This window comes from Planotetraspora thailandica (assembly GCF_016863335.1).
Lineage (GTDB): Bacteria > Actinomycetota > Actinomycetes > Streptosporangiales > Streptosporangiaceae > Planotetraspora > Planotetraspora thailandica.
Genome location: NZ_BOOR01000066.1, coordinates 1 through 23,030, shown reverse-complemented (window position 1 = coordinate 23,030; position 23,030 = coordinate 1). Strand labels below are relative to the sequence as shown.

Annotated in this window: 21 protein-coding genes and 2 pseudogenes; 14 read left to right on the top strand and 9 right to left on the bottom strand. The window is 67.8% G+C overall.

Annotated elements, in window-relative coordinates:
- Positions 1 to 62 precede the first annotated feature (62 nt).
- Positions 63 to 1,250, top strand: a complete 1,188-nt coding sequence (locus Pth03_RS34330; RefSeq protein WP_203948632.1) for a hypothetical protein — start codon at positions 63 to 65, stop codon at positions 1,248 to 1,250.
- Here Pth03_RS34330 and Pth03_RS34325 read toward each other — a convergent pair.
- Entirely contained in the window at positions 1,245 to 2,279 is a 1,035-nt protein-coding gene (locus Pth03_RS34325) for an alpha/beta fold hydrolase (protein ID WP_203948631.1), read from the bottom strand. The genes Pth03_RS34330 and Pth03_RS34325 overlap by 6 nt on opposite strands.
- 505 nt (positions 2,280 to 2,784) lie before the next feature.
- Here Pth03_RS34325 and Pth03_RS34320 point away from each other — a divergent pair.
- Both Pth03_RS34320 and Pth03_RS34315 read left to right on the top strand, forming a co-directional pair.
- Positions 2,785 to 3,027: a Rossmann-fold NAD(P)-binding domain-containing protein gene (locus Pth03_RS34320; protein WP_203948630.1), complete on the top strand. Its 243-nt coding sequence runs from the start codon at positions 2,785 to 2,787 to the stop codon at positions 3,025 to 3,027.
- A 15-nt stretch (positions 3,028 to 3,042) separates the two neighbouring features.
- The gene (locus tag Pth03_RS34315) at positions 3,043 to 3,450 is read left to right on the top strand and encodes a Rossmann-fold NAD(P)-binding domain-containing protein (protein ID WP_203948629.1); all 408 of its coding nucleotides are present in this window, start codon (positions 3,043 to 3,045) and stop codon (positions 3,448 to 3,450) included.
- A gap of 28 nt (positions 3,451 to 3,478) precedes the next feature.
- Here the strand turns inward: Pth03_RS34315 and Pth03_RS34310 are convergent, their stop codons facing one another.
- Positions 3,479 to 4,372: an IS982 family transposase gene (locus tag Pth03_RS34310; protein ID WP_203948628.1), complete on the bottom strand. Its 894-nt coding sequence runs from the start codon at positions 4,370 to 4,372 to the stop codon at positions 3,479 to 3,481.
- A gap of 370 nt (positions 4,373 to 4,742) precedes the next feature.
- Between Pth03_RS34310 and Pth03_RS34305 the strand changes: the two genes are divergently transcribed.
- From Pth03_RS34305 to Pth03_RS34295, 3 genes and pseudogenes are all read left to right on the top strand, one after another.
- Positions 4,743 to 5,516, top strand: coding sequence for a maleylpyruvate isomerase N-terminal domain-containing protein (locus Pth03_RS34305; protein WP_203948627.1), 774 nt, complete (start codon positions 4,743 to 4,745; stop codon positions 5,514 to 5,516).
- A 16-nt stretch (positions 5,517 to 5,532) separates the two neighbouring features.
- A pseudogene (locus Pth03_RS34300) lies at positions 5,533 to 5,772 on the top strand (transposase); the annotation flags it as partial.
- 51 nt (positions 5,773 to 5,823) lie between these two features.
- Positions 5,824 to 6,192 (top strand): tyrosine-type recombinase/integrase, encoded by a 369-nt coding sequence (locus tag Pth03_RS34295; protein WP_239119585.1) that lies wholly within the window; start codon positions 5,824 to 5,826, stop codon positions 6,190 to 6,192.
- Between the two features lie 35 nt (positions 6,193 to 6,227).
- Here the strand turns inward: Pth03_RS34295 and Pth03_RS34290 are convergent, their stop codons facing one another.
- From Pth03_RS34290 to Pth03_RS34280, 4 genes are all read right to left on the bottom strand, one after another.
- Positions 6,228 to 6,665, bottom strand: coding sequence for a hypothetical protein (locus Pth03_RS34290; protein ID WP_203948626.1), 438 nt, complete (start codon positions 6,663 to 6,665; stop codon positions 6,228 to 6,230).
- 4 nt (positions 6,666 to 6,669) lie between these two features.
- Positions 6,670 to 7,068 carry a DUF5958 family protein gene (locus tag Pth03_RS34285; protein WP_203948625.1) on the bottom strand — a complete coding sequence of 133 codons (399 nt, stop codon included), beginning with the start codon at positions 7,066 to 7,068 and terminating at the stop codon, positions 6,670 to 6,672.
- 18 nt (positions 7,069 to 7,086) lie between these two features.
- Entirely contained in the window at positions 7,087 to 7,482 is a 396-nt protein-coding gene (locus tag Pth03_RS42660) for a DUF6193 family natural product biosynthesis protein (RefSeq protein WP_373318641.1), read from the bottom strand.
- Between the two features lie 251 nt (positions 7,483 to 7,733).
- Positions 7,734 to 8,045 carry a hypothetical protein gene (locus Pth03_RS34280; protein WP_203948624.1) on the bottom strand — a complete coding sequence of 104 codons (312 nt, stop codon included), beginning with the start codon at positions 8,043 to 8,045 and terminating at the stop codon, positions 7,734 to 7,736.
- A gap of 322 nt (positions 8,046 to 8,367) precedes the next feature.
- Here Pth03_RS34280 and Pth03_RS34275 point away from each other — a divergent pair, with 322 nt between their 5' ends.
- From Pth03_RS34275 to Pth03_RS34260, 4 genes are all read left to right on the top strand, one after another.
- A complete protein-coding gene (locus Pth03_RS34275) occupies positions 8,368 to 9,702 on the top strand; it encodes a tyrosine-type recombinase/integrase (RefSeq protein ID WP_203948623.1) in 1,335 nt (444 codons plus the stop codon).
- A gap of 413 nt (positions 9,703 to 10,115) precedes the next feature.
- Positions 10,116 to 10,676 carry a peptide-methionine (R)-S-oxide reductase MsrB gene (gene msrB / locus Pth03_RS34270; RefSeq protein WP_203948622.1) on the top strand — a complete coding sequence of 187 codons (561 nt, stop codon included), beginning with the start codon at positions 10,116 to 10,118 and terminating at the stop codon, positions 10,674 to 10,676.
- Positions 10,673 to 11,227: a peptide-methionine (S)-S-oxide reductase MsrA gene (gene msrA / locus Pth03_RS34265; protein WP_203948621.1), complete on the top strand. Its 555-nt coding sequence runs from the start codon at positions 10,673 to 10,675 to the stop codon at positions 11,225 to 11,227. Before msrB ends, msrA begins: the two co-directional genes overlap by 4 nt.
- Before the next feature lie 121 nt (positions 11,228 to 11,348).
- Positions 11,349 to 11,891, top strand: coding sequence for an HAD family hydrolase (locus Pth03_RS34260; RefSeq protein ID WP_203948620.1), 543 nt, complete (start codon positions 11,349 to 11,351; stop codon positions 11,889 to 11,891).
- Positions 11,892 to 11,899: 8 nt separating this feature from the next.
- Here Pth03_RS34260 and Pth03_RS34255 read toward each other — a convergent pair.
- Positions 11,900 to 12,710: pseudogene (locus Pth03_RS34255) on the bottom strand (IS5 family transposase).
- Between the two features lie 219 nt (positions 12,711 to 12,929).
- Complete coding sequence (locus Pth03_RS34250; RefSeq protein ID WP_203948619.1) at positions 12,930 to 14,192, bottom strand: AlbA family DNA-binding domain-containing protein; 1,263 nt, start codon at positions 14,190 to 14,192, stop codon at positions 12,930 to 12,932.
- A gap of 641 nt (positions 14,193 to 14,833) precedes the next feature.
- On the opposite strand from Pth03_RS34250, the gene Pth03_RS34245 reads away from it, so the two are divergent.
- The 4 genes from Pth03_RS34245 to Pth03_RS34230 are packed head-to-tail and all read left to right on the top strand — an operon-like array spanning position 14,834 to position 22,251.
- On the top strand, positions 14,834 to 18,067 hold the full coding sequence (locus Pth03_RS34245; protein ID WP_203948618.1) for an FtsX-like permease family protein: 3,234 nt from the start codon (positions 14,834 to 14,836) through the stop codon (positions 18,065 to 18,067).
- Positions 18,067 to 20,685 (top strand): FtsX-like permease family protein, encoded by a 2,619-nt coding sequence (locus Pth03_RS34240; protein WP_203948617.1) that lies wholly within the window; start codon positions 18,067 to 18,069, stop codon positions 20,683 to 20,685. The genes Pth03_RS34245 and Pth03_RS34240 overlap by 1 nt, the downstream gene beginning before the upstream one ends.
- Positions 20,682 to 21,572, top strand: coding sequence for an ABC transporter ATP-binding protein (locus Pth03_RS34235; protein ID WP_239119584.1), 891 nt, complete (start codon positions 20,682 to 20,684; stop codon positions 21,570 to 21,572). Before Pth03_RS34240 ends, Pth03_RS34235 begins: the two co-directional genes overlap by 4 nt.
- On the top strand, positions 21,565 to 22,251 hold the full coding sequence (locus Pth03_RS34230) for an ABC transporter ATP-binding protein (protein WP_239119583.1): 687 nt from the start codon (positions 21,565 to 21,567) through the stop codon (positions 22,249 to 22,251). The genes Pth03_RS34235 and Pth03_RS34230 overlap by 8 nt, the downstream gene beginning before the upstream one ends.
- A gap of 116 nt (positions 22,252 to 22,367) precedes the next feature.
- On the opposite strand, the gene Pth03_RS34225 is transcribed toward Pth03_RS34230, so the two are convergent.
- Positions 22,368 to 22,664, bottom strand: coding sequence for a hypothetical protein (locus Pth03_RS34225; RefSeq protein WP_203948616.1), 297 nt, complete (start codon positions 22,662 to 22,664; stop codon positions 22,368 to 22,370).
- Positions 22,665 to 23,030 lie beyond the last annotated feature (366 nt).

The following is a 23,030-nucleotide window of genomic DNA, read 5'->3' as shown; positions in this document are numbered from 1 at the left end:
GGACTGTGTTCGTCACGAACATGCATGGTCCCAGTGGCCGTTCTTCCCGGTGGTGTCCGCTCGTGACCAACAGGGTGCTGCTGCACGAACTCGGGGTGCGCCGAGACCGGGAAGAGTGGATCGTAGGCCGTATCTCGACAGGTGACTTCGTGGCTCTTCCCGAGGTGGGAATGCGAGCTCTGCAGCTGTTACAGAGTGGACTTCCCATTGCGGACGCACAGTCACGGCTGCGGCAAGAAACCGGCCGCACCTTGGATATCGACTCCTTCGTGCGGGGGCTGGCAGAGGCAGGCCTGGTGGCGGCCATAGACGGCAATCCCGTCCCAGCAGTTGCTCCACCGCGTCCGACCCTTCCCTGGATACGACCAGTTAGCGTCCGCTGGACGCTGAGCCCCGTCCTGCATATCTGCGTTGCCGCCGTGATAGCGATTGGCACGATCATTTTGGTGCGGCAACCGTCATTACTGCCGAACTGGCGCGCGATACTGTGGAGTCCGAGCGGGGCAGCGGTGCTATTCACCCAGATCACGGTCGGCTGGCTGATGCTTCTCATCCACGAGCTGGCGCATCTGGTTACTGCCCGGGCGGCCGGAGTTCCCGGTCGGATCGCTTTTGGAACCAGGCTACAGTTCCTGGTAGTGCAGACCGATGTTTCGGGTATCTGGCTGGCACCGCGCCGGGTGCGGCTCACTGTCTACCTCTCTGGCATAGCTGTGGACTGCGCGCTATGCGCAGTGTGCGTGATGCTCAGCCTTCTGACGGGCCCGCATTCCGTGTACTCGATCGTGCTGCTTACTGGTATCGCCATGCTGGCCACCCAAGCCTTTGTGTTCATGCGCACAGATCTGTACTTCTTGCTCCAAGACCTAACCGGGTGCCGCAACATGTACAGCGACGCCATCGCGTATGTTCGCCGCGGACTCGCACGATTGATGGGACGGCCTCGACCTGGACCAATCACCGAAGTAAGCCGCCGAGAGCGCCGCTGGCTGACTATCTACGGGATAGTGCTGGTTGGAGGAACAATTGCCTGCCTCGGCGTTTTCGTGACGATAACCCTTCCGGTGACGGCGACCCTGGTAGTTCGCTCGGTCCGGGCCTTGACCTCCTCGCACCGCTTGGCTGCTGTAGTGGATGCAGCGGCAGTCCTGGCGATCCTGACGACGAGCCAACTGCTCTGGCTGCGCGCCTGGTGGCGGCGCCACGGTCATCGTTTTCACCGTAGGTCCCGGAGCGATGCACGTTTATGAGGATGTCTGGGCTTCGGCCTGATTGCGCCGGACGTGATCGAGGATACTTTCGACGACCAGGTCCGGCCGATACCGGTGGACCTGGTGCCCGGCATGCTCCGCGACGACGTGTACGGCGTTCGAGGACAGCCGCAGCAGATCGGCCTGGAGCGGAGACCAGACGGAATAGAAGCGCCGGTGCTCGGCGACCGCCTCCGCGTCGGTGCTCGGCGGCTCGTCGGGATTGGAGGAAATTACAGTGAGCGGAACCGCCCCCAGGTCGGCGGCTCGCCGGCGGACCTGTACAGGGCTGACGGTGACGGAAGCCGCCATTTCGCGGAGCTCCGCGCGACGGACCCGATCGCTAAGGTCGAACGCGATCCTGGTGGGGACGAGTTCGGACGGCAGGAGCCGGGCTTCGGCTTCACGGCGTACCCGTTCGCTCCATCCGGCATCGAAGGCGAGGCGCCGCAACCCGAGCGGCGTCAGACGCCATCGCACGATCTGACGAGCCATCGTGGTTCTCGCCCGGGGCAGCCCGTGAACCTGCTCGGGATGGCTGGAGTCGACGAGGACGACCGCCGCCACGACGTCGGGATGCTCTGCGGCGAACAGCCGGGCGATATACCCTCCGGCCGAGTGCCCGACCACAACGTACGGCGGGGCGATCCCCGCCCCATCCAGGGCTTTACGCAGATCGCGAGCCGCTCCCAACGCGGAGCCCGACCACGGGAACGGGTCGCTCCACCCAAGCCCGGCCCGGTCGTACAGCACGACGGACGACTCTGCCGCCAAGTCTGGTAACAATGCGGCCCAGTTCAACCCCGGCTCACCCAGCCCGGGCACGATCACCACAGTGGGCGAGCCTGTGCCCGCCGTCCACAGGTGGATCCGGCGGCCGCCGACGTCGACCATCCGCCCAGGCGGGGGAAAGCGGCGACGATCACGCCTTGTCCCGCGGGCTTGATAGAGGGCACTCGCGGCCGCCCCAGCGATCGCGCCGACGACCAGCCCAGCCAACGTCTTGGCGATGATTCCCCTGCTGCGCATCCCGCGGTCCATCACACTCCACTTCTCGGCGTCCAACCGGGCGGCTGACCCTCTGATAGGCGGAACTCCTGGGCTTTACTGCTCGCTTGGGGGCCACACCTGGAGATACCGCATGCTGTAATCCTTGCCTCACCCTTCGCTGACCCGTCCAGATCCAGCTCCATGGTTTCCGTAGAGGGCCGTGAACGACAATCATGCCCCGTACGAGCAGGGCTTGTTGAGGGCTTGTTGAGGGCTTGTTGAACGAGGGTCGTGACCGCGCCAACCGAGAACAGATGGCCGCCGATGACGCCGGATCGCTCGCCTCACGTAGTCCAACGTCCAGCATGACAACGGAAGATTGGCACGCTAGCAGGGCACCCAAGCCCCTGGCAATAAATGATCTTGGCAGATATGTATCTACCAGCGGCTTCTCCAATTCATACGGCAAACACGTGGCTGGCGATCACCTTATGACCAGCTACGTCAGGCTGAAACAGGCTCAGTTTTAAGCGAAGATCGGGGCATGCGCATCCTGATTCTCGGCGGTACGTGGTTCTTGGGCCGCGTCGTAGCGGAAGATGCAGTCCGTATCCACGATGTAACGACGTTCAACCGCGGCTCAGCACAGGACGTCGTCGGCGTTCGACCGATCAGAGGTGACCGCACCCAACCAGAGGATCTCAGGAAGCTCGCCGCCTACGGCCCGTGGGATGCAGTGATCGACACGAGCGGCATGAAACCAGAAATGGTACGCAACACCACCTGAGCGCTTGCCGATGTAGTGGACCGATACCTGCTGGTATCGACGGTCAATGTCTACCGAGAGTGGCCAACCGATCCGCTGACTGACGACTCGCCACTACGTGAATACCAGCCCGTTGGTCCAGATGGCGAAGCTGTCACAGACCAATACGGCCGCGAAAAGGTCGGCTGCGAATATGCCGTCACGTCCGCCCTTGAGAATCGCTCGCTCATCGTACGGCCCGGCGTGATTCTCGGCCGTTACGAGTACGTCGGACGATTGCCGTGGTGGCTTAATCGCATCAGGCGCGGAGGCCAGGTCCTTGCACCGGGCGAGCCGTCCTGGCCGATCCAACCGATCGATGTCCGCGATCTCGCCGGCTTCCTGCTGAAGGCCGCCGAGAACCAACTGTCCGGTTCGTACAACACGACGGCACCCATCAGCTAGACGAATAAATCCGAAGTCTGATCAGTGATCAGTGGTCGTAGGCGATCAGTGATCGGGTGATGGGCTGGCCGGTTGTGCGGTTGTGCCAGATGGCGGCGGTAAGGGCGAGGATGCGCTGGGCGACACGGACCGCGACGCCCAGCGGGGTGCGTCCGCCGTGCAGTTCGAGGTCGAGTTGGCCCTTGAGGGTGTCGTTGACCGACTCGATCAGCTGGCGGATCGGTTTCAGGTATTGCTCGCCGGCGCGGGGTGTGCGGTTGCGGTATGAGGGGCGAAGGAGCCTTACGCCGCGTTCGGCCAGGTAGGCGTCCAGTTCAGTGGACACGTAGCCCTTGTCGGCGATGATCAGCAGGTTGGGGCGGTCAGCGGTCAGGCCGGGATCGTGGTCGAGGGCGGCCATCAGTACCTGCCGTTCGTCGATCTTGGGGTTGGCCAGTGCCCAGGTGATCGGGAGCCCGGCCGGGGTGCAGATCAGGTGCAGGCGTAGGCCCCAAAAGAAGCGGGAGTGGGAGGCGCAGTAGCCGTATCCGGCCAAGCCGGCCAGGTTGGAACGTTGGGCTGTTGCGCGGGATCGGCCGCATTCGACCGGGGTGGAGTCGACCACCCAGACGGGGTCTGTCCATAGGTCGCTGTCGGTGGCCAGGGCTCGGATGGCCTGTTTGAGCAGAGGTAGTGCGGCGCGGAGGCGTTTGTTGTAGCCGGATGGCCCGGGCAGGTAGGGGAACGCTCCGGGCAGGTGGTGCGGGATGAAGCGCAGCCAGCGGGCTTCTGAGCGGATGCCGAGCAGGACCTGGGCCACGGCGAGTGTCAGTAGTTCGGCGTCGGTCAGCTTGGGCGGCCGGCCGAACCGCGGCGTTGTGCTGAGCCAGTCGTCGATCTTCACATACAGTGCGGTGAGAAGGGTGTTGAGATCTTTCGTCACAAATCGATCTTCAACACCCTTCGTCATTCCCGCAGCCGAACGACTTAGGACTTACTCGTCTAGCTCTCGTTTCACTCCTCTGGCGCTGGCGCCGCCAGGCCGCACACACTACTCAGGCCGATGACATCGGCCAGGCGTGCGGATTGCTGGGAGTGACTTCGAAGGTCAAGCAGCGAGTTGGTAGCGGGCCTGGTGGTTGCGCTGGTGCTCTTGGCCCAGATGGTAGGTCCAGTAGCGGTCGAAGTCGCCGTTGGCGAGCAGTGCGCGGAGTCTCAGGACGGCTTCGGCGCCGGCGCTCCGCCCGGCCGTCGACGCGTTCGTCCGACAAATTCGCTACCCGGCGGCCGGAACGCCGTGATACACAACCGCCGTGCAAAACATCTTGGAGTTCCCCGAGGTCCTGCGGCTGATCGAAGACCGCTCGGCCGCGTTCCGCGCCGCGATCGCGTCCGCCCCCGACCTTGACGTCCAGGTCCCGACCTGCCCGGACTGGACGCTGCGCGAACTGGCGCAGCACCTCGGCGACGGCCGCCGCCGCCAGGCCGCCATCGTCGCGGCGGGCCCGGGCGCTGAGCCCCCGGCGAGGACGGACCCGAAGGGCGCCCCGACCGCGCCCCGCGACCGCGAAGCCCTGGACGCCTGGCTCGCCGAGTCGACCGAGCTCATGCTCCACGCGATGCGCGAGACCGGCCCGGACCGCGGCTGCTGGACCTGGTGGGGCCGCTCGCAGACCCCGGAGACCAGCGGAGCCGTGGCCCGGCACCAGATCCAGGAGATCGCCGTCCACACCTACGACGCCCAGCTCACCCAGGGCGCCGCACAGCCGCTGCCGACGGACGTCGCGGTCGAGGGCGTCGACGAGTTCCTGACGACCGTCTCGGCGACGACCGTCCCCTGGCCGTTCAAGCCGGCGACCATCGACCTGCACACGACCGAGGGCCGCTCCTGGCGCCTGACCCTCAACGCCGACGGCGTCCGCTGCGACGACCTCGCCGCCGACGCGGAGCCGGGCGACATGGCGATGCGAGGCGCAGCGAGCGAACTGGTCCTCTACTTCTACGAGCGCGTCCCGCTCGACGGCCTGAAGACCACCGGCGACACCGAGCCAATGGAGCAGCTCGCAGACTGGGACCCGAACGCGTAAAACGCGCACTTGGCACTCGTCATCTGGCTCCGCTCGGCTGAACAAGGAGATCCGCCGCCGCACCGACGTCGTCGGCATCTTCCCCGACCGAGCCGCCATCATCCGCCTCGTCGGCGCCGTGCTCGCCGAGCAGACCGACGAATGGACCGAAGCCCGCCGATACATGGGCCTGGACGTCCTGGCCAAAGCCCGCCTACGCGTAATCCCGGGCGACACACCGGCCCAGCAACAGCTACCGGAAACACTCACCGCTTAACCTGCAGAAACGGATCACGCGGAGGTCGACTCGTACACCACCCCGCTGGAGGTGACCTTCGCCGAAGGTCCGGAACGCCCGGCAACCTGCGGCAACATCAGGCAGAAGACTGCCGGCGACAAGTGGCGGGAAAACGGCCTCGTCTTCGCCTCCCTCGTCGGCACTCCCCTCGACTCCCACAACGTACGGCGAGCCTTCCGGAAGATCGTCAAGGATGCCGGTCTGTCCGACGACGAATGGACGCCACGCGAGATGCGACACAGCTTCGTCTCACTGCTCTCCGACTCCGGCGTTCCCCTGGAAGACATCGCCCGCCTCGTCGGCCACAGCGGCACCGCCGTCACCGAAGCCGTCTACCGCAAGCAAATCCGCCCAGTCCTGCTCGGCGGAGCCGAAGCCATGGATCGGATCTTCACGTGATCCGTCCGGTAGAACCGCCCGGAGCTACGAAGCGATCATTCGAAGGATCGAGCCACAACCCAAACCGCGTACTCTTCCGCGGTCACCCCACACACGCAACGGCCGTCGAGCGACATGGCCACGAATTCTGGCTCTTCAACTGATGAGAAGGAGAGGTGAGCCAGCTTCGGACGCGAGTCGCGTCGGACATGAGCCCAGGGGGCGTCAGCGGCACCGGGGCCCGCCACGCTGATGAGGAACTCGTTTCGGCCACCGAAGATCCCCGAATCCCTGGCGACTGAGTCCCACACGGCCTCCACCTCGTCCCATTGATCAATACCGTCAAGGGTCGGAACCACCGCCGTAGGAGTCACTTCCCCACCGATGATCAAACGCCAGGCCTCCATGGGTGCCGGCACCTGTCCTGACCAGGCTTCCGCTACGACAATCAGCCCTGCTTCCTGCAGCAGAAGCGCCCTGGACTCGAGATTCATAGGTTCAGTCACTTCGTGTCCCCAGCTGGTGCCACGCATGACTGCAACCGCCGGCGCAGTAACGCTCACGTCGGCGCTGGTCCGCGACAGCCAGAAGAGCGACGAGAAGCCGAAACGCCTTGGCCCGCTCATCCTGCGGCAAATTAATGATCTTCCCCAGCTGCTCCATCAGACGGCCACGTGTGATCAGTACTGCAGGTGTATGGGTGGGCCGTATACCCGCCAGACGCACGCTCTCCGGCCCGTCCTCGACGGTCGCGCGAGCCTGGATGCAGTATCGAGATAGATCACGCAGAGCGGCGAGCTGCTCTTCAGCGGTCAGTCCCTCGAACCATTCGACGCCCCACGACATGGGCCGCAAGCCCTGCGCCAGCTCGTTCAGGATGACCTCACGCTCATACACGTCGCCACACTCCCCTGGCTAGCCCGAGGTATCCAGCGTCGGAGAGTTCTCGTAGGCAGCCAGCTCTTCCGGGCTACCCACAAAGGCAGCTCCGCAGCCGTGTGGGAGACGTTCCAGCACCATTGCGACGGCCTCCTCGGCCGTTGCCGCTGGCCCCACGGTTTCACTGCGGAGGGGCCCAGATACCCAGTAGCCACCGCCTTCGGCGGGCTGGATATAGGGAATGTCCCATGTCCATCGGGGGCTCGTGCATCGGCTGAAGTGCAGCTCTCCCATACCTGTCCACGGGAACAACTGGCGCAGGCGAGGCTCTCCGTAAGCCGCGTCGAGCAACTCTGTACGTACGCGCCCATCAGCACGGACGGCCTGCCAAGCAGCCTCGACAATGGCTTTTCCGGATGAATGGGGATGCATGTGATCATTATGTACAGGTGTACCAAGGTGAGGCGGTAAGCCTTCCGAAAGATCGTCAAGGACGCCGGTCTACCGGCTGACGACTGGACACCACGAGTGGCGGCACATGTTCGTCTCGCTACGCTCCGACTCCGGCGCCCCCTGGAAGACAGCGCCCGCCTCGTCGGCCGCAGCGGCACGGTCGTCACCGAAGCCAGATCCGCCCGGTCCTGCTCGGTGGAGCCGAAGCGATGGACCTGATCTTCGCGTGATCAGGTCCCGTAGAACTGCCCGTAGACGCTGATCGCCCGATAGACGCACACCAAGACGATCAACGCACAGACAGCCTTGGAGACAAGGGGCCGCCTGAGCAGAGCCCAGGCCGCCGCCGCAAAGAGCACCGCCAGACTCACGCAGAAAAACGCGCCGAAGGCCTCGTCCTTGTCCAGCATGCCGGGAAAGGCCTCTGGATTATCCGCCTCGATCGTCGCGGCGTAGCTGAACAGCACCCAAAACGCCGCCACCGCGTAGAGCGCCACCGCGCCAACAGACCTCGCGATGGAGGCGGCTCGCTTCGCGGTCATCCCATGAGCCCTTCCGGAAGCCGCACCGAGATCGGATCCGTTGTCACTCAGTTAGTCACTCAGCACATGAAAAAGGTGCCACGTGATCACGTGACACCCTATCCGACCAGCAAAAACCTGGTCGGGACGACAGGATTTGAACCTGCGACCCCTTGACCCCCAGTCGCGTTCCGGCGTTCATTCGTCACCTTGAGTTACCGGGTCTGATGCGAGAAACTCCAGGTAGACCGCCTGATCGTCGTGCCGCGCCGTTCCGGTGAGTGTCACCAGCTGGCACACAGTCCACGGTCAAATGACGGTCAGACGATCTTGGAGGGGGATCATGGGCTTCTCGCGGAATCGCCTTGGCATCAACGGCAGGCCGAGGTACACGGCGTACTACATGGACCTCCGAGGCAGGGAGCTTTCCGCCGGGACCTACGCCAGCAAGAAGGCGGCCGACAAGGCCTGGCAGAAGGCCGAAGCGAAGGTGGCGGAAGGTCGTGCAGGGGACCCTGCACGGAACAAGCAGTCCTTCCAAAGGTACGTCGAGGAGGAGTGGCTGCCGCATCACGTGATGGAGGCAACGACGCGGGAGGGGTACACCTACTCGATCTACGCGCACATCATGGACTGGTTCGGCCACATGCGCATGGTGGAGATCCTGCCCAGCGACGTGCGCGCTTGGGTGAAGGACCAGCAGGGCCGGGGCCTCTCCCCCACCACCATCAAGCTCAACAAATCGATCCTCAGCGGGATCTTCACAACCGCGCTGCACGATCAGGTCACCGCGCTTCATCCGTGTAAGGGGGTCAAGACTCCGACCCTGCCGAAGAAGCCGCTGCGCATCGTCACCCCAGAGGAGTTCGACCGGCTCTACGCCGCGCTCCCGACCGAGTACGCTCGGCTCCTGGCCGAGACAGCCATCGAGAGCGGTATGCGCTGGGGCGAGCTCACCGAACTCCGCGTCAAGGACCTCGAACTCGTCAGCCGCATCGTCACAGTGAGCCGTACGGTCGTCGAGATCAACGCCAAGCATCACCCGGAGGGCAAGCGGTTCCTGATCAAGGAGTACCCCAAGGACAAGGAGTACCGCCGCTTCAAGCTCAGCCCGCAGATCGCCGCGAAGCTCAAGCAGCACATCGAGGACAGCAAACTGGAGCGCGACGACCTCCTTTTCATCTACCAGACGGAGGAGCCCGCACCGCAGCCGAAGCTGGAGCCAGTGGAGCACCTCGGCCTAACCGAGCCAAACGCGGCCGGGCGACGCTATCGGCACGGAACACTCAGCGCCTACTCCGCGGGCAAGTGCCGCTGCCAGCACTGCAAGAACGCCTATGCCACCTACCGAGCCGAGCGCCGGGCCGCCGGCCGGGACGCCCCTCGCCGGCCACGCCGTTGGGACACCGACGGTCACATCCCGCGCCGCTGGTTCCGCGACCAGGTCTGGCGGCCAGCGCTCGCCGCCTCAGGCCTGGAGTTCAAGGTGAAGATGCACGACCTCCGTCACGCTCACGCCTCCTGGCTGCTGGCCGGCGGCGCCGACCTTCAGGTGGTGAAGGAACGCCTCGGCCACGGCAGCATCTCCACCACCGAGAAATACCTCCACACCCTCCCCGACGCCGACGACACCGCCCTCGACGCGCTGGCCCGAACCCGCTCGCGCTCCCGGCGCTGACCAACAACTCATGTGGGCCTTTGCCCGACTTGGGTCTATCCATTGAACGGCTCTATCTCTCTTTCGTCGTCTTACAGTCCCGCCGCGTCACCAACCTGTCAGGACAGAACATCTAGAGGCTTCAGGGTGTGTCTCTCCTCCAACGGACCGATGCCGGTCAGATCTGAGGTCCTTAGAGTGCGGCGCGCAGTTCACCCGTGCTCCGCTTCCGCATTGGTGTCACCAGACTTCGGCGTGTCACCACCCTGATCGCGTTGCGCGCGGGCGTCGAGGAACGAGCGCGATAAGGAGCCGCTCTCGTTTTGCGGCCTATACGAGCTCTGGCCCGACCCATCCAAACCGGCCAACGCCCCCGATCAGTGGCTTTGATCCGCCACGATCATCGCCTGAGATCGCCACCACAACGCACCGTCATGAACCCCGGGACCAAATCGGTTCTGTGCGGTGTTGTCTCCATCGGCGCCGCAGCCAGCGGTGCCGAAGGAGGAGAAATCGTGTCGCACGACTACAGCAAGACCCCGGAGGCGCTGAGCCGCCTCACTGACAGCCAGTTCCGCGTCACTCAGGAGGACGGGACGGAGCCGGCGTTCCGCAACGAGTACTGGAACAACCACGATGCCGGCATCTACGTGGACGTGGTCTCCGGCCAGCCCCTGTTCTCGTCGACCGACAAGTACGACAGCGGCACCGGATGGCCCAGCTTCACCAGGCCGATTGTGGCCGACGCCGTACGCACTGAGATCGACCGGAAGCTCCGGATGACCCGCACGGAGGTGCGGTCCACTGGGGCCGACAGTCACCTTGGGCACGTGTTCGGCGATGGTCCTGCCGATGCTGGCGGCCAGCGGTACTGCATGAACTCGGCCGCGCTGCGCTTCGTCCCGCTCTCTGAGCTCGAGGCACAGGGCTACGCCGAGTACCGCTCCCTGTTCGAGACAACCGACACCACCAGCACCGAGGAGCACACATCATGACCAGCGGGATCCACGACACCGGACAGATCACCCGCACCCCGGGCACCGAAACTGCCGTCCTGGCCGGCGGGTGCTTCTGGGGCATGGAGGACCTCATCCGCCGGCAGCCCGGCGTGCTGGACACGCGGGTCGGATACACCGGCGGCGAGAACGATCACGCCACGTACCGCAACCACCCCGGCCACGCCGAGGCCGTCGAGGTCGTCTTCGACCCGACGCAGACGACCTACCGTGACATCCTGGCGTTCTTCTTCCAGATCCACGACCCGTCGACGTTGAACCGTCAGGGCAACGACCGCGGCACGAGCTACCGCTCGGCGATCTTCCCCTTGACGCCCGAGCAGCAGCAAGTCGCACGGGACACGATCGCGGACGTCGATGCGTCGGGGCTGTGGCCGGGTAAGGCAGTGACGACGATCGAGCCGGCCGGACCGTTCTGGGAGGCCGAGCCCGAGCACCAGGACTACCTCATCACGTACCCGAACGGCTACACGTGCCACTTCCCGCGCCCAGACTGGGTGCTGCCCAGGCGCGCTGCGACCTCTAGCTGACTGCGCTACGCCGAGGGCGCGCTCACCGCTGAAGCGGTGAGCGCGCCCGCACCCCGTTCCGCCGCCAATGCCAGGCGGCGTCCACCCTCAGCGGCGTCCGCTCGATGACCGTGAGTTCTCCATGGCCGACGTCACGACCGCGTTCCTGCGCGCGGCGCTTCCTCGGGAGCCGACGCCTGGGCAGGTGAACGCTTTCGTGAAGACCTATCTCGCCGAGTGGAGCGCCCCAGTGCGCCACCACGCTGGTATCGACGTCCTGCTCAAAGGGTTGAGCTCGGAGTTTCGCCTGGCGGTGGTGTCCAACACCCACAGCCCGACCATGGTGCCTGAGCAACTCGCGGCGATGGGAGTGTTGGACTCCATGGACGCAGTCGTGCTCTCCGTGGACGTAGGCAGGCGCAAGCCCCACGCGGACATCTATCAGGAGGCACTCCACCAGCTCGCGGTCTCGGCCCAGGACGTATGGTTCATCGGCGACTCCTACGAAGCCGACTACGTCGGCCCGCGCCGCATGGGCATGGAGGCGCTTTTGATCGACCCCCAGGGCAGGACTTCTGTCCCGCTACACCATCGGCTGGACACAGTTTTCGACCTGCCACACCGCCTGAGCCCGACACTCCCGGATCTCCTCAGCCGCGACACTCAACTACCGCCCAGAACTTGATCTATTGATCATCGAGCGTGCGTTCTCAGACGCCGGAGGCAGATGAGGCTGCAGGCCAGTTCGAGCAGGCCCTGATGGAGGTCGGCGCGCCGCTCGTAGCGGATGCGGAGCCGCTTGAACTGGTGCAGCCAGGCGAAGGCGCGCTCGACAACCCAGCGCACTTTGCCTAGCCCGGAGCCGTGGGGTACGCCGCGTCGGGCGATCACCGGCTTGACGCCGCGCTTCCACAGCAGCCGGCGGTACTTGTCGAAGTCGTAGCCCCGGTCGGCATACAGGCGTCGGGGCTTGCTGCGGGGGCGTCCACGCAGGCCCCGGATCGGTGGGATTGCGTCCACCAGCGGCAGGAGTTGGGTGATGTCGTGGCGGTTGCCGCCGGTGAGCGTGACGGCGAGCGGGGTTCCGTAACGGTCGACGATCAGATGGTGCTTGGAGCCGGGACGGGCACGATCCACGGGTGAGGGGCCCACGTGGTCCCCCCTTTGAGGGCCCGAACGTGGGACCCGTCCACGGCACAGTCGTCCAGGTCCAGAAGGTCCGCCCGGCGCAGTTCGGTCAGCAGGGCGGCGTGCAGGCGAGGCCAGACGCCGGCCTCGGTCCAGTCCCGCAGTCGGCGCCACGCCGTCACCCCGGAGCAGCCCACGGTCTCGGCGGGTACGTCGCGCCAGGCGACACCGGTCCGCAGCACGTACAGCACGCCGGCGAGCGCCGTTCGATCCGGAACACGCAGGCGTCCGGGGTAGCGGTGGCGCCGTTCGGGCGCAGGTGGCAGGAGCGGTGTATGCGCCCCCACAGGTCATCCGGAACAAGATCGGCACGCACCCGGGACACCCTGCCACCAAGATCGCCAGATGCAAGACCTGCGGCTCAACTCATTCTGAAACGGTCAGTAAATCATCCTGGTCGATCGTCACCCAGTAGGCTGGCCCCGTAAGGCTGTTCGGCCATCGTTCCCAACTACAGCCCAGGTAGTCTCTGCCGTTACACGTCCCCCGAGACCTGCGCACCCCAGCACTGTCGGGCTAGGGTGCGCGCTGACGACTAGCGGGGCAGATTCTGCTGAAACCCGGCGGTGATCTCGACGTGGCGCGCGGGCACCGTGTTGTAGCCGCGTCGAACGAAGAATTCGAGTCGGCCTCCGCTGTTGCGGTAGGCACAGGGGACTGCTGCCTGGCCTACCTCGACGGCGATCACCTTTTTGCCGTCGAGGTCGATGATGCGCTGCGCATACGGAGGCTCGGGCTCGATGTTGTCGCGGATCATGTTGCCGACGGTGAGCATCTCCTTGTCAGCGACCTTGCCTTCAGCCAGTCCGACGATCTCCAGGTCGTCCGCTACACCGATGAGCACTGTTCCGCCGCCCGGTTGCGCGGTGAACGCCGCAATCGTCTTGAGCGTCTTCTTGCGCTCCTCCGCGTGCGGTACCTCCCTCTTCGCTTCCAGGTACTGCCCCTCGCCGCTGGCGAGCAGGATCTCCAACTCGGCCCCGGGCTGCTCCCACACCACCGAGTCGTCACGAACACGCCCGTGCTGGAGGGCGGGGAAGGAGCGTTGGTCCAGCCAGTCCCGTGCCCGCCTCAGCACGAGGAAGCTATCGGGAGCGAGGCCATCAGGCAGATCGAAGGTGTATGTGCCAGGGCCGTCGAGCACGCGGGCCTGATGGGTTGCCGCAGTGCTGAGCTCCAGAGTGACGTTGCCAAGATCGTCGCCAGCCACGTTGATGGTCATGGTGTCCGGGCTGATGGAGATCCGAGCGAACCATGCGTCGCGTTGTGGCAGGACGATTCGCCACAGGGCGGAGCCGCTGACGTTGCTGTTGTGCGGGCTCTCGTAGAAGAAGGCACTGAACGCCTGGTCGAAGTTCAGAAAGGAGGGGACGTCGTCGTCGCCGACCAGCACGCCGTAGCTGGGGGACTGGGTGTCGGAGCTCCGCCCGATCGTCCACTCGGTTCGCGGCCAGGGCGTGATTACTCTCCCCCAGTCCTGCTGCCCGCGCAGTCGCTCGGTCGAAGCGGTCGTCACCTGCATGCCCTTGGCTTCGACGGTGAGACCGCCGACCTCCTGCGGGTGTCCACGCAGCAGGGCGGTGATAGTAAAGCCGGGCAGGCTCCGCTCTAGGAAGGTTGCGGTGCCGTAGTGCCAAGCCCGCTCCACCGCCGTGTTCGGGGAGTCGAGATTGACCTCGCCGTGGTGGAGCCGCCATCCATCGCTGTCCTGCACGAGGGCCGCACGCAGGTTCACCGCTTCGCGCTTGTCGAGCATCGCGCATAGCTCGGTCAGGTCGGTTTGTCCCACGTTGGCCATGGGCGGCTCCTGTCTGCACCGGGTGACCATTCCCGGCAACCCGTCCCGTATGTCGGGAGCAGGCTATGCCCGGCGGATGGGATGGACACCGGAGTTTTCAGTGCTGCACTTGGCGTTGTTGATCTATGCGATCGGCCGAGCTTTCCGGGCGAGTCGGCCGGCACCGCGTTCTCGCTCCCGGCACCGGCTGAGATTGCCGGTGCCATGGCCTGGCTGTCGTTCGCCGGCGGCTCGGCGGGCACACTCTCACCCCCACGTCCCTCGTACGCTGCCAGTCCGCGCGGACCTTCCCCGCCAGGTAAGCGATCGCCGCGCTCGTGGCGCAGCTCCTCGCGGATGCCCGCGATGTCCGCCGCATAGCGCCGCATAGCAGGGAAACAGAAAGTGCCCCGGCATACCGCCAGCGGCACTTACTTTTGCCAGCCTTACTTGTTGTCCGCGTTCGGGCGGAGCGTCTTCCTCTCCGGCTCCGTGCCCGGCCCGGTACAGCGCGGGCAGTCTGCGATGGCCTTGCGCAGCTCGCAGTCGTCCACGTCCGTACGGCCGATGCAGCCGAGCGGCCGAGATCATTCATATTTGACTGGCTGAGCTCCACAAATATTCTTGCAGGGTTTGTGATCGAGGAAGGGGGGAGCATCGGCATGGCTCTGGGACGCGGGGGACGGACGCTACTCGTGCTCCGGCGCGCGTCGAGCGAGCCGCTGCTGCTCCTCGGCGCGTTCGGCTCGGTCCTGCTGGCCACCACCACGCTCGTGGCACTGATCATGTACGCCATGGTGGTGGCCGAGGTAGGTGTCCAGCGGGCGATGGAGACGGCGCCACAGTCCGTGAAAGCCGCCACGGTCACCTCGCCCGTGAGCGTGGATGACCTCCAGGAGATCGACGCGACGGTCCGCGCCCACCTGCGGGAGGCCTACGGCGGCATGCCGTCCGCCGTGACCCTGTCCATCAGCTCCGACTCGTATGCGATGCCGGGCCAAGAACACCGCCAGCAGCCCGAGCTGACCAGGTTCGCCACGTACGAGGGCATCGAGCGGCAGACCCGCCTGGTCACCGGGGCCTGGCCGGAAGCCGGTGACGGACTGGAGGTCGCGATCTCTCAGCCCGCCGCACAGGCCATGCGCCTGTCCGTCGGCGACGACTTCACCGTCGTGGGGCGGCTGAACCACCAGCCGGTCCGCGCCCGGGTTGTGGGCCTGTTCGAGCTGTACAACCCTTACGACGACCGGTGGCGGGACGACCAGCTGCTGCGGCGTGGCGTCGAGACCGGCGACTACACAACATACGGGCCGCTGGTGGTAGCGCAGGACGCCTTCCTGCGGCGGTTCGCGACCAGCGTGCGCGCCACCTGGCTCGCCGTACCCGATCTGCGGGAGCTGCCCCGCGACGGGCTGCGGCCTCTCGCGACTTCGGTGACCGCTCTCGGCGACGGGTTGCAGCGGGACTGCGGGACGTGCACCACGTTCACCCGCCTGCCGGAGATGCTCGGGCAGCTCGACCAGGCCGCGCTCGTGGCCCGCTCCACCATGCTGGTGCCGGTGCTGCAACTGCTGCTGTTGGCCGCGTACGCGCTGATGCTGACGGCCCGGCTGCTCGCCGACCACCGGCGGATGGAGCTGGCGCTGCTGCGCTCGCGGGGGGCGAGCACCGTACGGCTCGCCCTGCTGGCGGGCGGCGAGGCGCTGCTGGTCGCGCTGCCCTCCGCCGTGATCGCGCCGCTGCTCGCCCCGTGGGTCCTCGCGGCGACCAACGCGATTCCCTGGATTCAGGCCTCGGGCGTACGGCTCTCGCCCGCAACGGACGCGACGTCCTTCCTGGTCGCGGCCGCTGTGGCCCTCGCGTCCGCGGTGTTGCTGGCGCTGCCCGCGCTGCGCGGTGCGCGACGCACGTACGTCGAGGAGCAGTCGGCGCGCGGGCGCGGGGACCGGCAGGGACTGATCCAGCGGGCCGGCGCCGACATCGCGCTGCTCGTGGTGGCGGCGCTGGCGATCTGGCAGCTCGGGCGGTATGGCGCGCCGGTCACGTCGACGGCGGGGGGAGGACTGGGCGTCGACCCGCTGATCGTGGCAGGTCCGGCGCTCGCGCTGCTGTGCGGCGGCATGCTGGGCCTGCGCCTGGTCCCCGTGGTGTCGAGGGTCGCCGAGCGGATGACGGCACGGCGGCGTGGCCTCGCCCCCGCCCTCGGCGTCTGGCAGGTCAGCCGCCGCCCTCTCCGGTACGCGGGTCCCGCGCTGCTGCTGACGATGGCGATCGCGATCGGCGTGGTGTCGCTGGCCACGGCCGCGACCTGGCGCCGCTCGCAGGAGGACCAGGCGCGCCACCAGGCCGGGGCCGACCTGCGGATCGCGACCTCGGTCGAGTCCGTCGAGCTGGGCACGCTCGGCCGGGGGGCGGTGTACGCGGCGCTGCCGGGCGTGACCGGGCTCGCGCCGGTCCGCCGGGAGACCGTCGACTTCGCGGGGGCTCCGGCGAGCCTGCTCGCCGTGGATGCGGACCGGCTCGACGGACTGCTCCTGCTGCGCCGGGATCTCGCGCCCCCGGTGTCGACGCTGGCCCGCGAGCTCGCCGCGGCCCGGCCGCAGGCGCCGCCCATCCCGATTCCCGGCGAACCGCGTGCCCTGTCGCTTCGCGTGCGGCTCGCTCTCACCCCGCCGGGCGCCCGGCATGGGGACATCCGGCTGCGCGTGGTGATCAGGGATGCCCTCGGGGCAACCCGGGAGCTGGCCAGCGATCCCCTGGAAACCGGCGATCACGAGATGCGGGTCGACCTGACGGGACTCGCCGGGCGATCGGGCCGGCTCGCCTTACCGCTCGCCGTACAGGGCCTGCTGGTGGACGCGCCCGACCCTGGCCGGGTGGGCGAGGTGTCACTGGCCGTGGACGGCCTGCGCACCGATGCCGGGACCGAGGTCGCGTTGCCGGGCGAGTGGACGGCCTGGACGGACACCGATCACCGCCAGGTGGCGCTGGGCGGGTTCACCGCCCAGGTGCCCGGCCCGTCCGGCCGCGCCCCGAGCCTCGATGAACCGGGCGCGCCGCTGCGGCTGGCGCTCGTGCCGGGCGGCTCCCCTTCCTCCGCCTCCCGCGGTGCCTCCGTGCCGGTGGTGATCACCGCTGACCTGGCCAGGCGTTCCGGTCTGCGTGTAGGGGCGGCCGGCTCCATCACCATGAGCGGCGTGCCGACGCCCGTCGTGCCCGTGGCCGTCGTGCCCGCGCTGCCGGGCACCGCCGCCGGCGAGCCGGCCCTGCTCGCCGACCTGCCCACGCTGGCCTACCGCGACCTGATTGACGGGCGCGCGCCCGGCCCCGCCGCCGAGTGGTGGCTGGCCGTACGGGGAGGCGACACCTCCCAGGCCGCGGCCGAGCTGGCCCGCCACCCCGAGTGGGATCAGACGGTGGTGGACAGGGCCGCCCTCACCCGCCAGCTGCGTGACGACCCGCTGGCGAGCGGGCTGCAGGGGGCGCTCGTGCTCGGCTTCCTGTCGGCGCTGGTCTTCGCGCTGCTCGGATTCCTGGTGAACGCGGCGGTGGCGGCGCGCGAGCGCACGGCCGAGTTCGCCCTGCTGCGCGCGATCGGGGTCAGCCACCGGCAGGTCTTCGGACTGCTCGCGGTGGAGCAGGCGTTCATCATCACGCTGTCGCTGGCCACGGGCACGGTGCTGGCCGTCGTCGTGGCCGTGCTGGTGGTGCCGCACATCGTGCTCACCGGGCAGGCGACAGCGGTCACGCCGGCCGTGCTGCTCGACATCCCGTGGTTACCCACGGCGGCGCTGCTCACGGCCGTCGCCGCGGTGCTGTTCTGCATCGTGGCAGGGCTGGCCGGGCGGCTGCGCCGCCAGGGCCTCGGCCGGGTCCTGCGGATCAGGGAGGGATGATGCCGATCACGTTGCTGCGGGTGCACCGGGGAGCGGTGGCCGTTCTCGCCCTGTTGACCTTCACCGCGTCGCTGCTGCTGGCGGCGCTGCCGAAGGCACTGGAGAAGGCCTACGACCGCGCGCTCGGCACCGTGCTTGACGCGAGCACGGCGGACGTCACCGACCTGAAGCTCGAACAGCGGCCGGGCAGGCTGCTCACCACGCCGCAGGAGTTCGCGGAACGCGACGCGCAGTTGCGGCACGACCTGCCTCCCGCGCTCCGGGAGGTCATCGCGTCCGGCGGGACCAGCCACTACGGGGCCCAGACGTACGGCACGCCCGTGATCGGCCGCATGGGGGAACGGAACAGGCCTTACCAGTTCTTCGACCTCGCCTGGCTGCCGGATGCCGACCGCCGCGTCCGCTATGTCGAGGGCAGCCCGCCGGGGCCGACCGGATCCGTCATGGTGGGCGGCACGACGCTCGTGCGGTTCGATGTCGCGGTCGTCAAGGAGGCGGCCGACGCGATGGGCCTGCGCGTCGGCTCGACGCTGCTGATCGGTGTCAGCGGCACGATGGCGGCCCGCGTCACCGGGTTCTACGAGATCGTCGACCCCACGGACGGGTTCTGGGAGCACAACCGGGGAGTCTCGCACGCGGCCGTGCGGTGGGTCGGCGAGACCAAGGAGTACTCGGTCACTGGGCTCACCAGCGCGGACAGCCTGAAGCACCTGGACAGCAACCGCGATCTGCGCTACTCCTGGGTGCTCGGCATCGGCGGGGGTGCGGTGACCGCGCGGAACGCGCAGGCGGTGGTCGACGACTTCGGCGTCTACCAGGCGGCGGTCGCCCGTCAGTCCGGCGGGGGGACGCGGTACGTCCTGCAAAGCGGCCTCCCGGCGCTGCTCACCGGCTACCTCAAGCGGCTGTCCACCGCCCAGACGCTGATGTTCCTCGTGCTCGGCGGGCTCGGGCTGGTGGCGCTCGGCGTGATCGCGCTCGCCGCGCAGCTGCTCACCGAGCGGATGCGGCCGGCGCTGTCGCTGATGCGCGCCCGCGGCGCCGGGCTGCCCAGGATCGTCGGCACGGGCACCGCCGTCGCCGCGCTGGCCGCGACCCCCGCTGTCCTTTTCGGCTACGGCCTGGCGTTCCTCGTGCCCGGCCCGGTCACGCCTGCCGTCCACCTCGGCCCGCTGCTGCCGGCGATCGCCGCGGTCGCCTTCCCCGCGGCACGGCTCGCGCTGTCGCAGCGCGAGCCGCTGCGTGACACGCGGGACGACGTGGTCGCGCGCCGCCCCTCCCCACGCCGGATCGCGGCGGAGGTCACGGTCGTCGGCCTTGCGCTGGTCGGGGCTTACCTGCTGCGTGCCCGCGGGCTCACGGCCTCAGCGGATGGTGGCGGCGACCCGTTCCTGATGGCCGTGCCGGCGGCGCTGACCCTCGCCACTGCGCTGATCACCCTACGCTGCTATCCGTTCCCGCTCCGCCTGGCCGTACGGCTGGCCGCGCGCCGGCGCAGGGCCGTGCCGTTCCTCGGTCTCGCGCAGGCGGCCCGGGCCAGGGGCGTGACCGCGCTGCCCGTGCTGATCCTGCTGCCCGCGCTGGCCGTTTCCGTCTTCGGGTCGATGGTGTCAGGGGCGATCGGCAACACGCAGCGGCTGGCCGCCTGGGAGCAGGTCGGCGCGTCCGCCCGCGTCGAGGGGGAGGCCGACATCCCTGCCGCGACCATCGAGCGGGTGCGCGAACTCCCTGGTGTCGAGGCCGTGGTGCCGGTGGCCAAGGGCACCACCCAGGTGGGCTTCGGCGGCCGTACGGCGACCGTCGTCGCCCTGGACCTGGCGGCCTACCGGCACATCGTGGCCGGGAGCCCGCTCACCGCGCCCGCGCCGCCGGCGGAGGTGCCCGCCCCGGCCGTCCCGGCGCTGGTCTCCCCGTCGCTCGGCGCCCTGACGACGTTCGAGGTCGGCTGGCCGGGCCGGATGCAGGCGACCACCAAGGGCACGATCGAGGGCCTGCCCGGTCTGGCGTACGCCACCGACGAGCTGATCGTCCTGCCGTACGACGCGGCGAAGCGGGCGGGGCTGCGCGAGTTCGCCAACACGCTGCTCATCAAGGGCGAGGTGGACCGGGACCAGCTGATCAAGGTGGTGAACACGCCGAACACTCTCGTCACGACGTTCGACGACGCGCTGCGCGAGATCGCCGGCACGCCGCTGACCAGCACGGTGCTCAGAGCGTTCACCATCGTCACGGTCGCGCTCGCCGGCTACGCGCTGGTGGCGGTGGTCATCGCCCTGGTGATAGGCGCAGCGGAGCGGGCCCGGGCGCTCTCGTACCTACGGACTCTCGGGCTGACCCAGCGGCAGGCGCGCCGCCTGACCATGCTGGAGATCGCCCCGCTGATCGTGCTCGCCTCGCTCGCGGGGCTGCTGCTCGGGCTGGTCCTGCCGGTGGCGCTCGCCCCAGGCATCGATCTGTCCGCCTATGCCGGGTTGCCGGTCGACGGGTTCCCGATCGACCTCGGAATGCCGCTGCTGCTGGCCGCCGGGCTGACCACGGTCGCCCTGCTCGGTGCCTTCACCCACGCGATCGCGGGGCGTGCGGTCGCCGGAGCTCTTCGATTGGGGGAATCCTCGTGAGTCCGTCGCTCACCGAGCCTGTCGTGGACGCGCACATCTTCTGCGACAACCTGGTCCGCATCTTCAAGACCGAGGGCGTCGAGGTGGTGGCGCTGCAGGGTCTCGACCTGCTGATCGACAGAGGCGAGTTGGTGGCCGTCGTCGGCCCGTCAGGGTCGGGCAAATCGACGCTGCTCAACGTGCTGTCCGGGCTGGACCTGCCCACGGCCGGAGTGGCACGGGTGGCGGGCATGGACCTGCTGTCGATGACGGGGAAGGATCGGCTGCACTACCGCCGGTCGATCGTCGGGTTCATCTGGCAGCAGACCGCGCGCAACCTGCTGCCCTACCTGACCGCCCGGGAGAACGTGCTGCTCCCGGCGCGGCTGGCCGGACGCAAGGCGCGTGGGGAGCGCGCTGACGAGCTGCTGGAGTTGCTCGGCGTGGCCGGGTGCGCGGACCGCATGCCGGGGGAAATGTCCGGCGGCCAACAGCAGCGGGTCGCGATCGCGGTGGCGCTCGCCAACCGGCCTGAGGTGATCCTGGCCGACGAGCCGACCGGCGAGCTCGACAGCGAGACCTCCGAAGAGGTCTTCGCGGCCCTGCGCGGGGCCAACCGCGAGCTCGGGGTGACCGTGGTCATCGTCACGCACGACCCGCTGGTCTCCGAGCAGGTGGACCGTACGGTGGGGATCCGTGACGGCCGGACCTCGAGCGAGACGTTGCGTCGTACGTCCGACGAGGGTGACGTGATCGCGGAGGAGTACGCGGTGCTCGATCGGGTCGGACGGCTGCAGCTGCCGCGCGATTTCATGGGCGCTCTGCGGATGGAGCGCCGGGTCCGCCTGGAGCTCGAGCGCGACCACATCGGCGTCTGGCCCGCGAACCAGGAGGACGAGGATGAGTGACGCTCTGGTCGTCGTCGAGGGGCTGCGCAAGCTGTACCCGCGCGGGGTCGAGGCGCTGCGCGGCGTGTCGTTAGAGGCGCATCCGGGAGAACTGGTCGCCATCCGCGGCCGTTCTGGCTCAGGCAAGACGACGCTGCTGAACCTGGTCGGTGGCCTGGACAGCCCCACCGAGGGGACAGTGGTCGTGGCCGGGCGGGAGGTCACCTCGCTCGACGAGGCCGGCCTGCTGGACCTGCGGCGGGACGTCATCGGGTTCGTGTTCCAGTCGTTCGGGCTGATCCCTGTTCTGTCGGCCTCCGAGAACGTCGGCGTGCCGATGCGGCTGGCCCGGCGTGACGTGGCAGAGCGCGAGGAGCGGGTCCGGACGCTGCTCGCCCTGGTCGGGCTGGAGAACCACGTCAACCAGCGCCCGTACGAGCTGTCGGGCGGCCAGAGACAGCGTGTCGCGCTCGCTCGGGCGCTGGCCAACAGGCCCCAGCTGCTGATCGCCGACGAGCCGACCGGGCAGCTCGACTCGCAGACCGCGGGGAAGATCATGGAGCTGATCCGCGAACTCGTCCGCAGTGAGGGCGTGACCGCCCTGGTCGCCACACACGACCCTAGCCTCATCGGCCTGGCCGACCGCGTCCTGGAGCTCCGGGACGGCGCGATCCTCGAAGAGAGCGCCCGCATGGGATAGCTAGGGGCGGCTGCACGTCATTGACATGCTTGGCGCCCCGCTCTCCGAATGCAAGTGGCAATGCTGTTCTCACTCTCGTTCGAGTCGGGCAGTTCATACTGCGGGATGCGCATCCACTACGAGTCCTTTGGGGCGACGCCGATCCTGTTCACCCAGCCTTGGCGTTCGAGGGAGACGTAGTCGCCGGTACTGTGCTCGGCCAAGGTGCCGGGCAGTACCTCGGAGTCGAGGAGCTGGGCTGTAGCGGGGTCGACCACCAGCCGCGACGTAATGCCGTCCGTGGCGCAGTAGGCGCTGACCGCCATGCCGGTCCTGCCCTGTCGGTCTGTGATCTGTCCGGTGACCTTGACGGACGGGCTATCCGCGAGGATCTGGTAGAGCGCCGCCCGGGTGCCGGGGGTGGTCGGAGCCATGAACAGGCCTCAAGCGCTGAAGTAGACGTACTCGCCGAAATCGGTGGAGGCGACGCATCCGCTGACACCGCTCTTGACGTCCTCCTGCCGCAGCCTCCGAGGTACGCCTCGAGACCGTTCCTGGTCGCAGGCAGCCTTCAAAGCCGACCTGGACGACATCCTGTGGCTGATCGAGGCGATCGCGCGCAGGCGGGAATGAAGGACAGCGCCCATGCGGCGCCACGACATCGAGCTCGAATCGCTCACCGGCCCGCTCAAGGGCGTCTACGACCCCTTCGGGCACGGCGCCGCCCTGTTCGCCTTCTTCGCCGGCATGGTCGAGTGTCAGCCTACCCATGGCACCGCTAGGAGCAATAGTCAAGACCC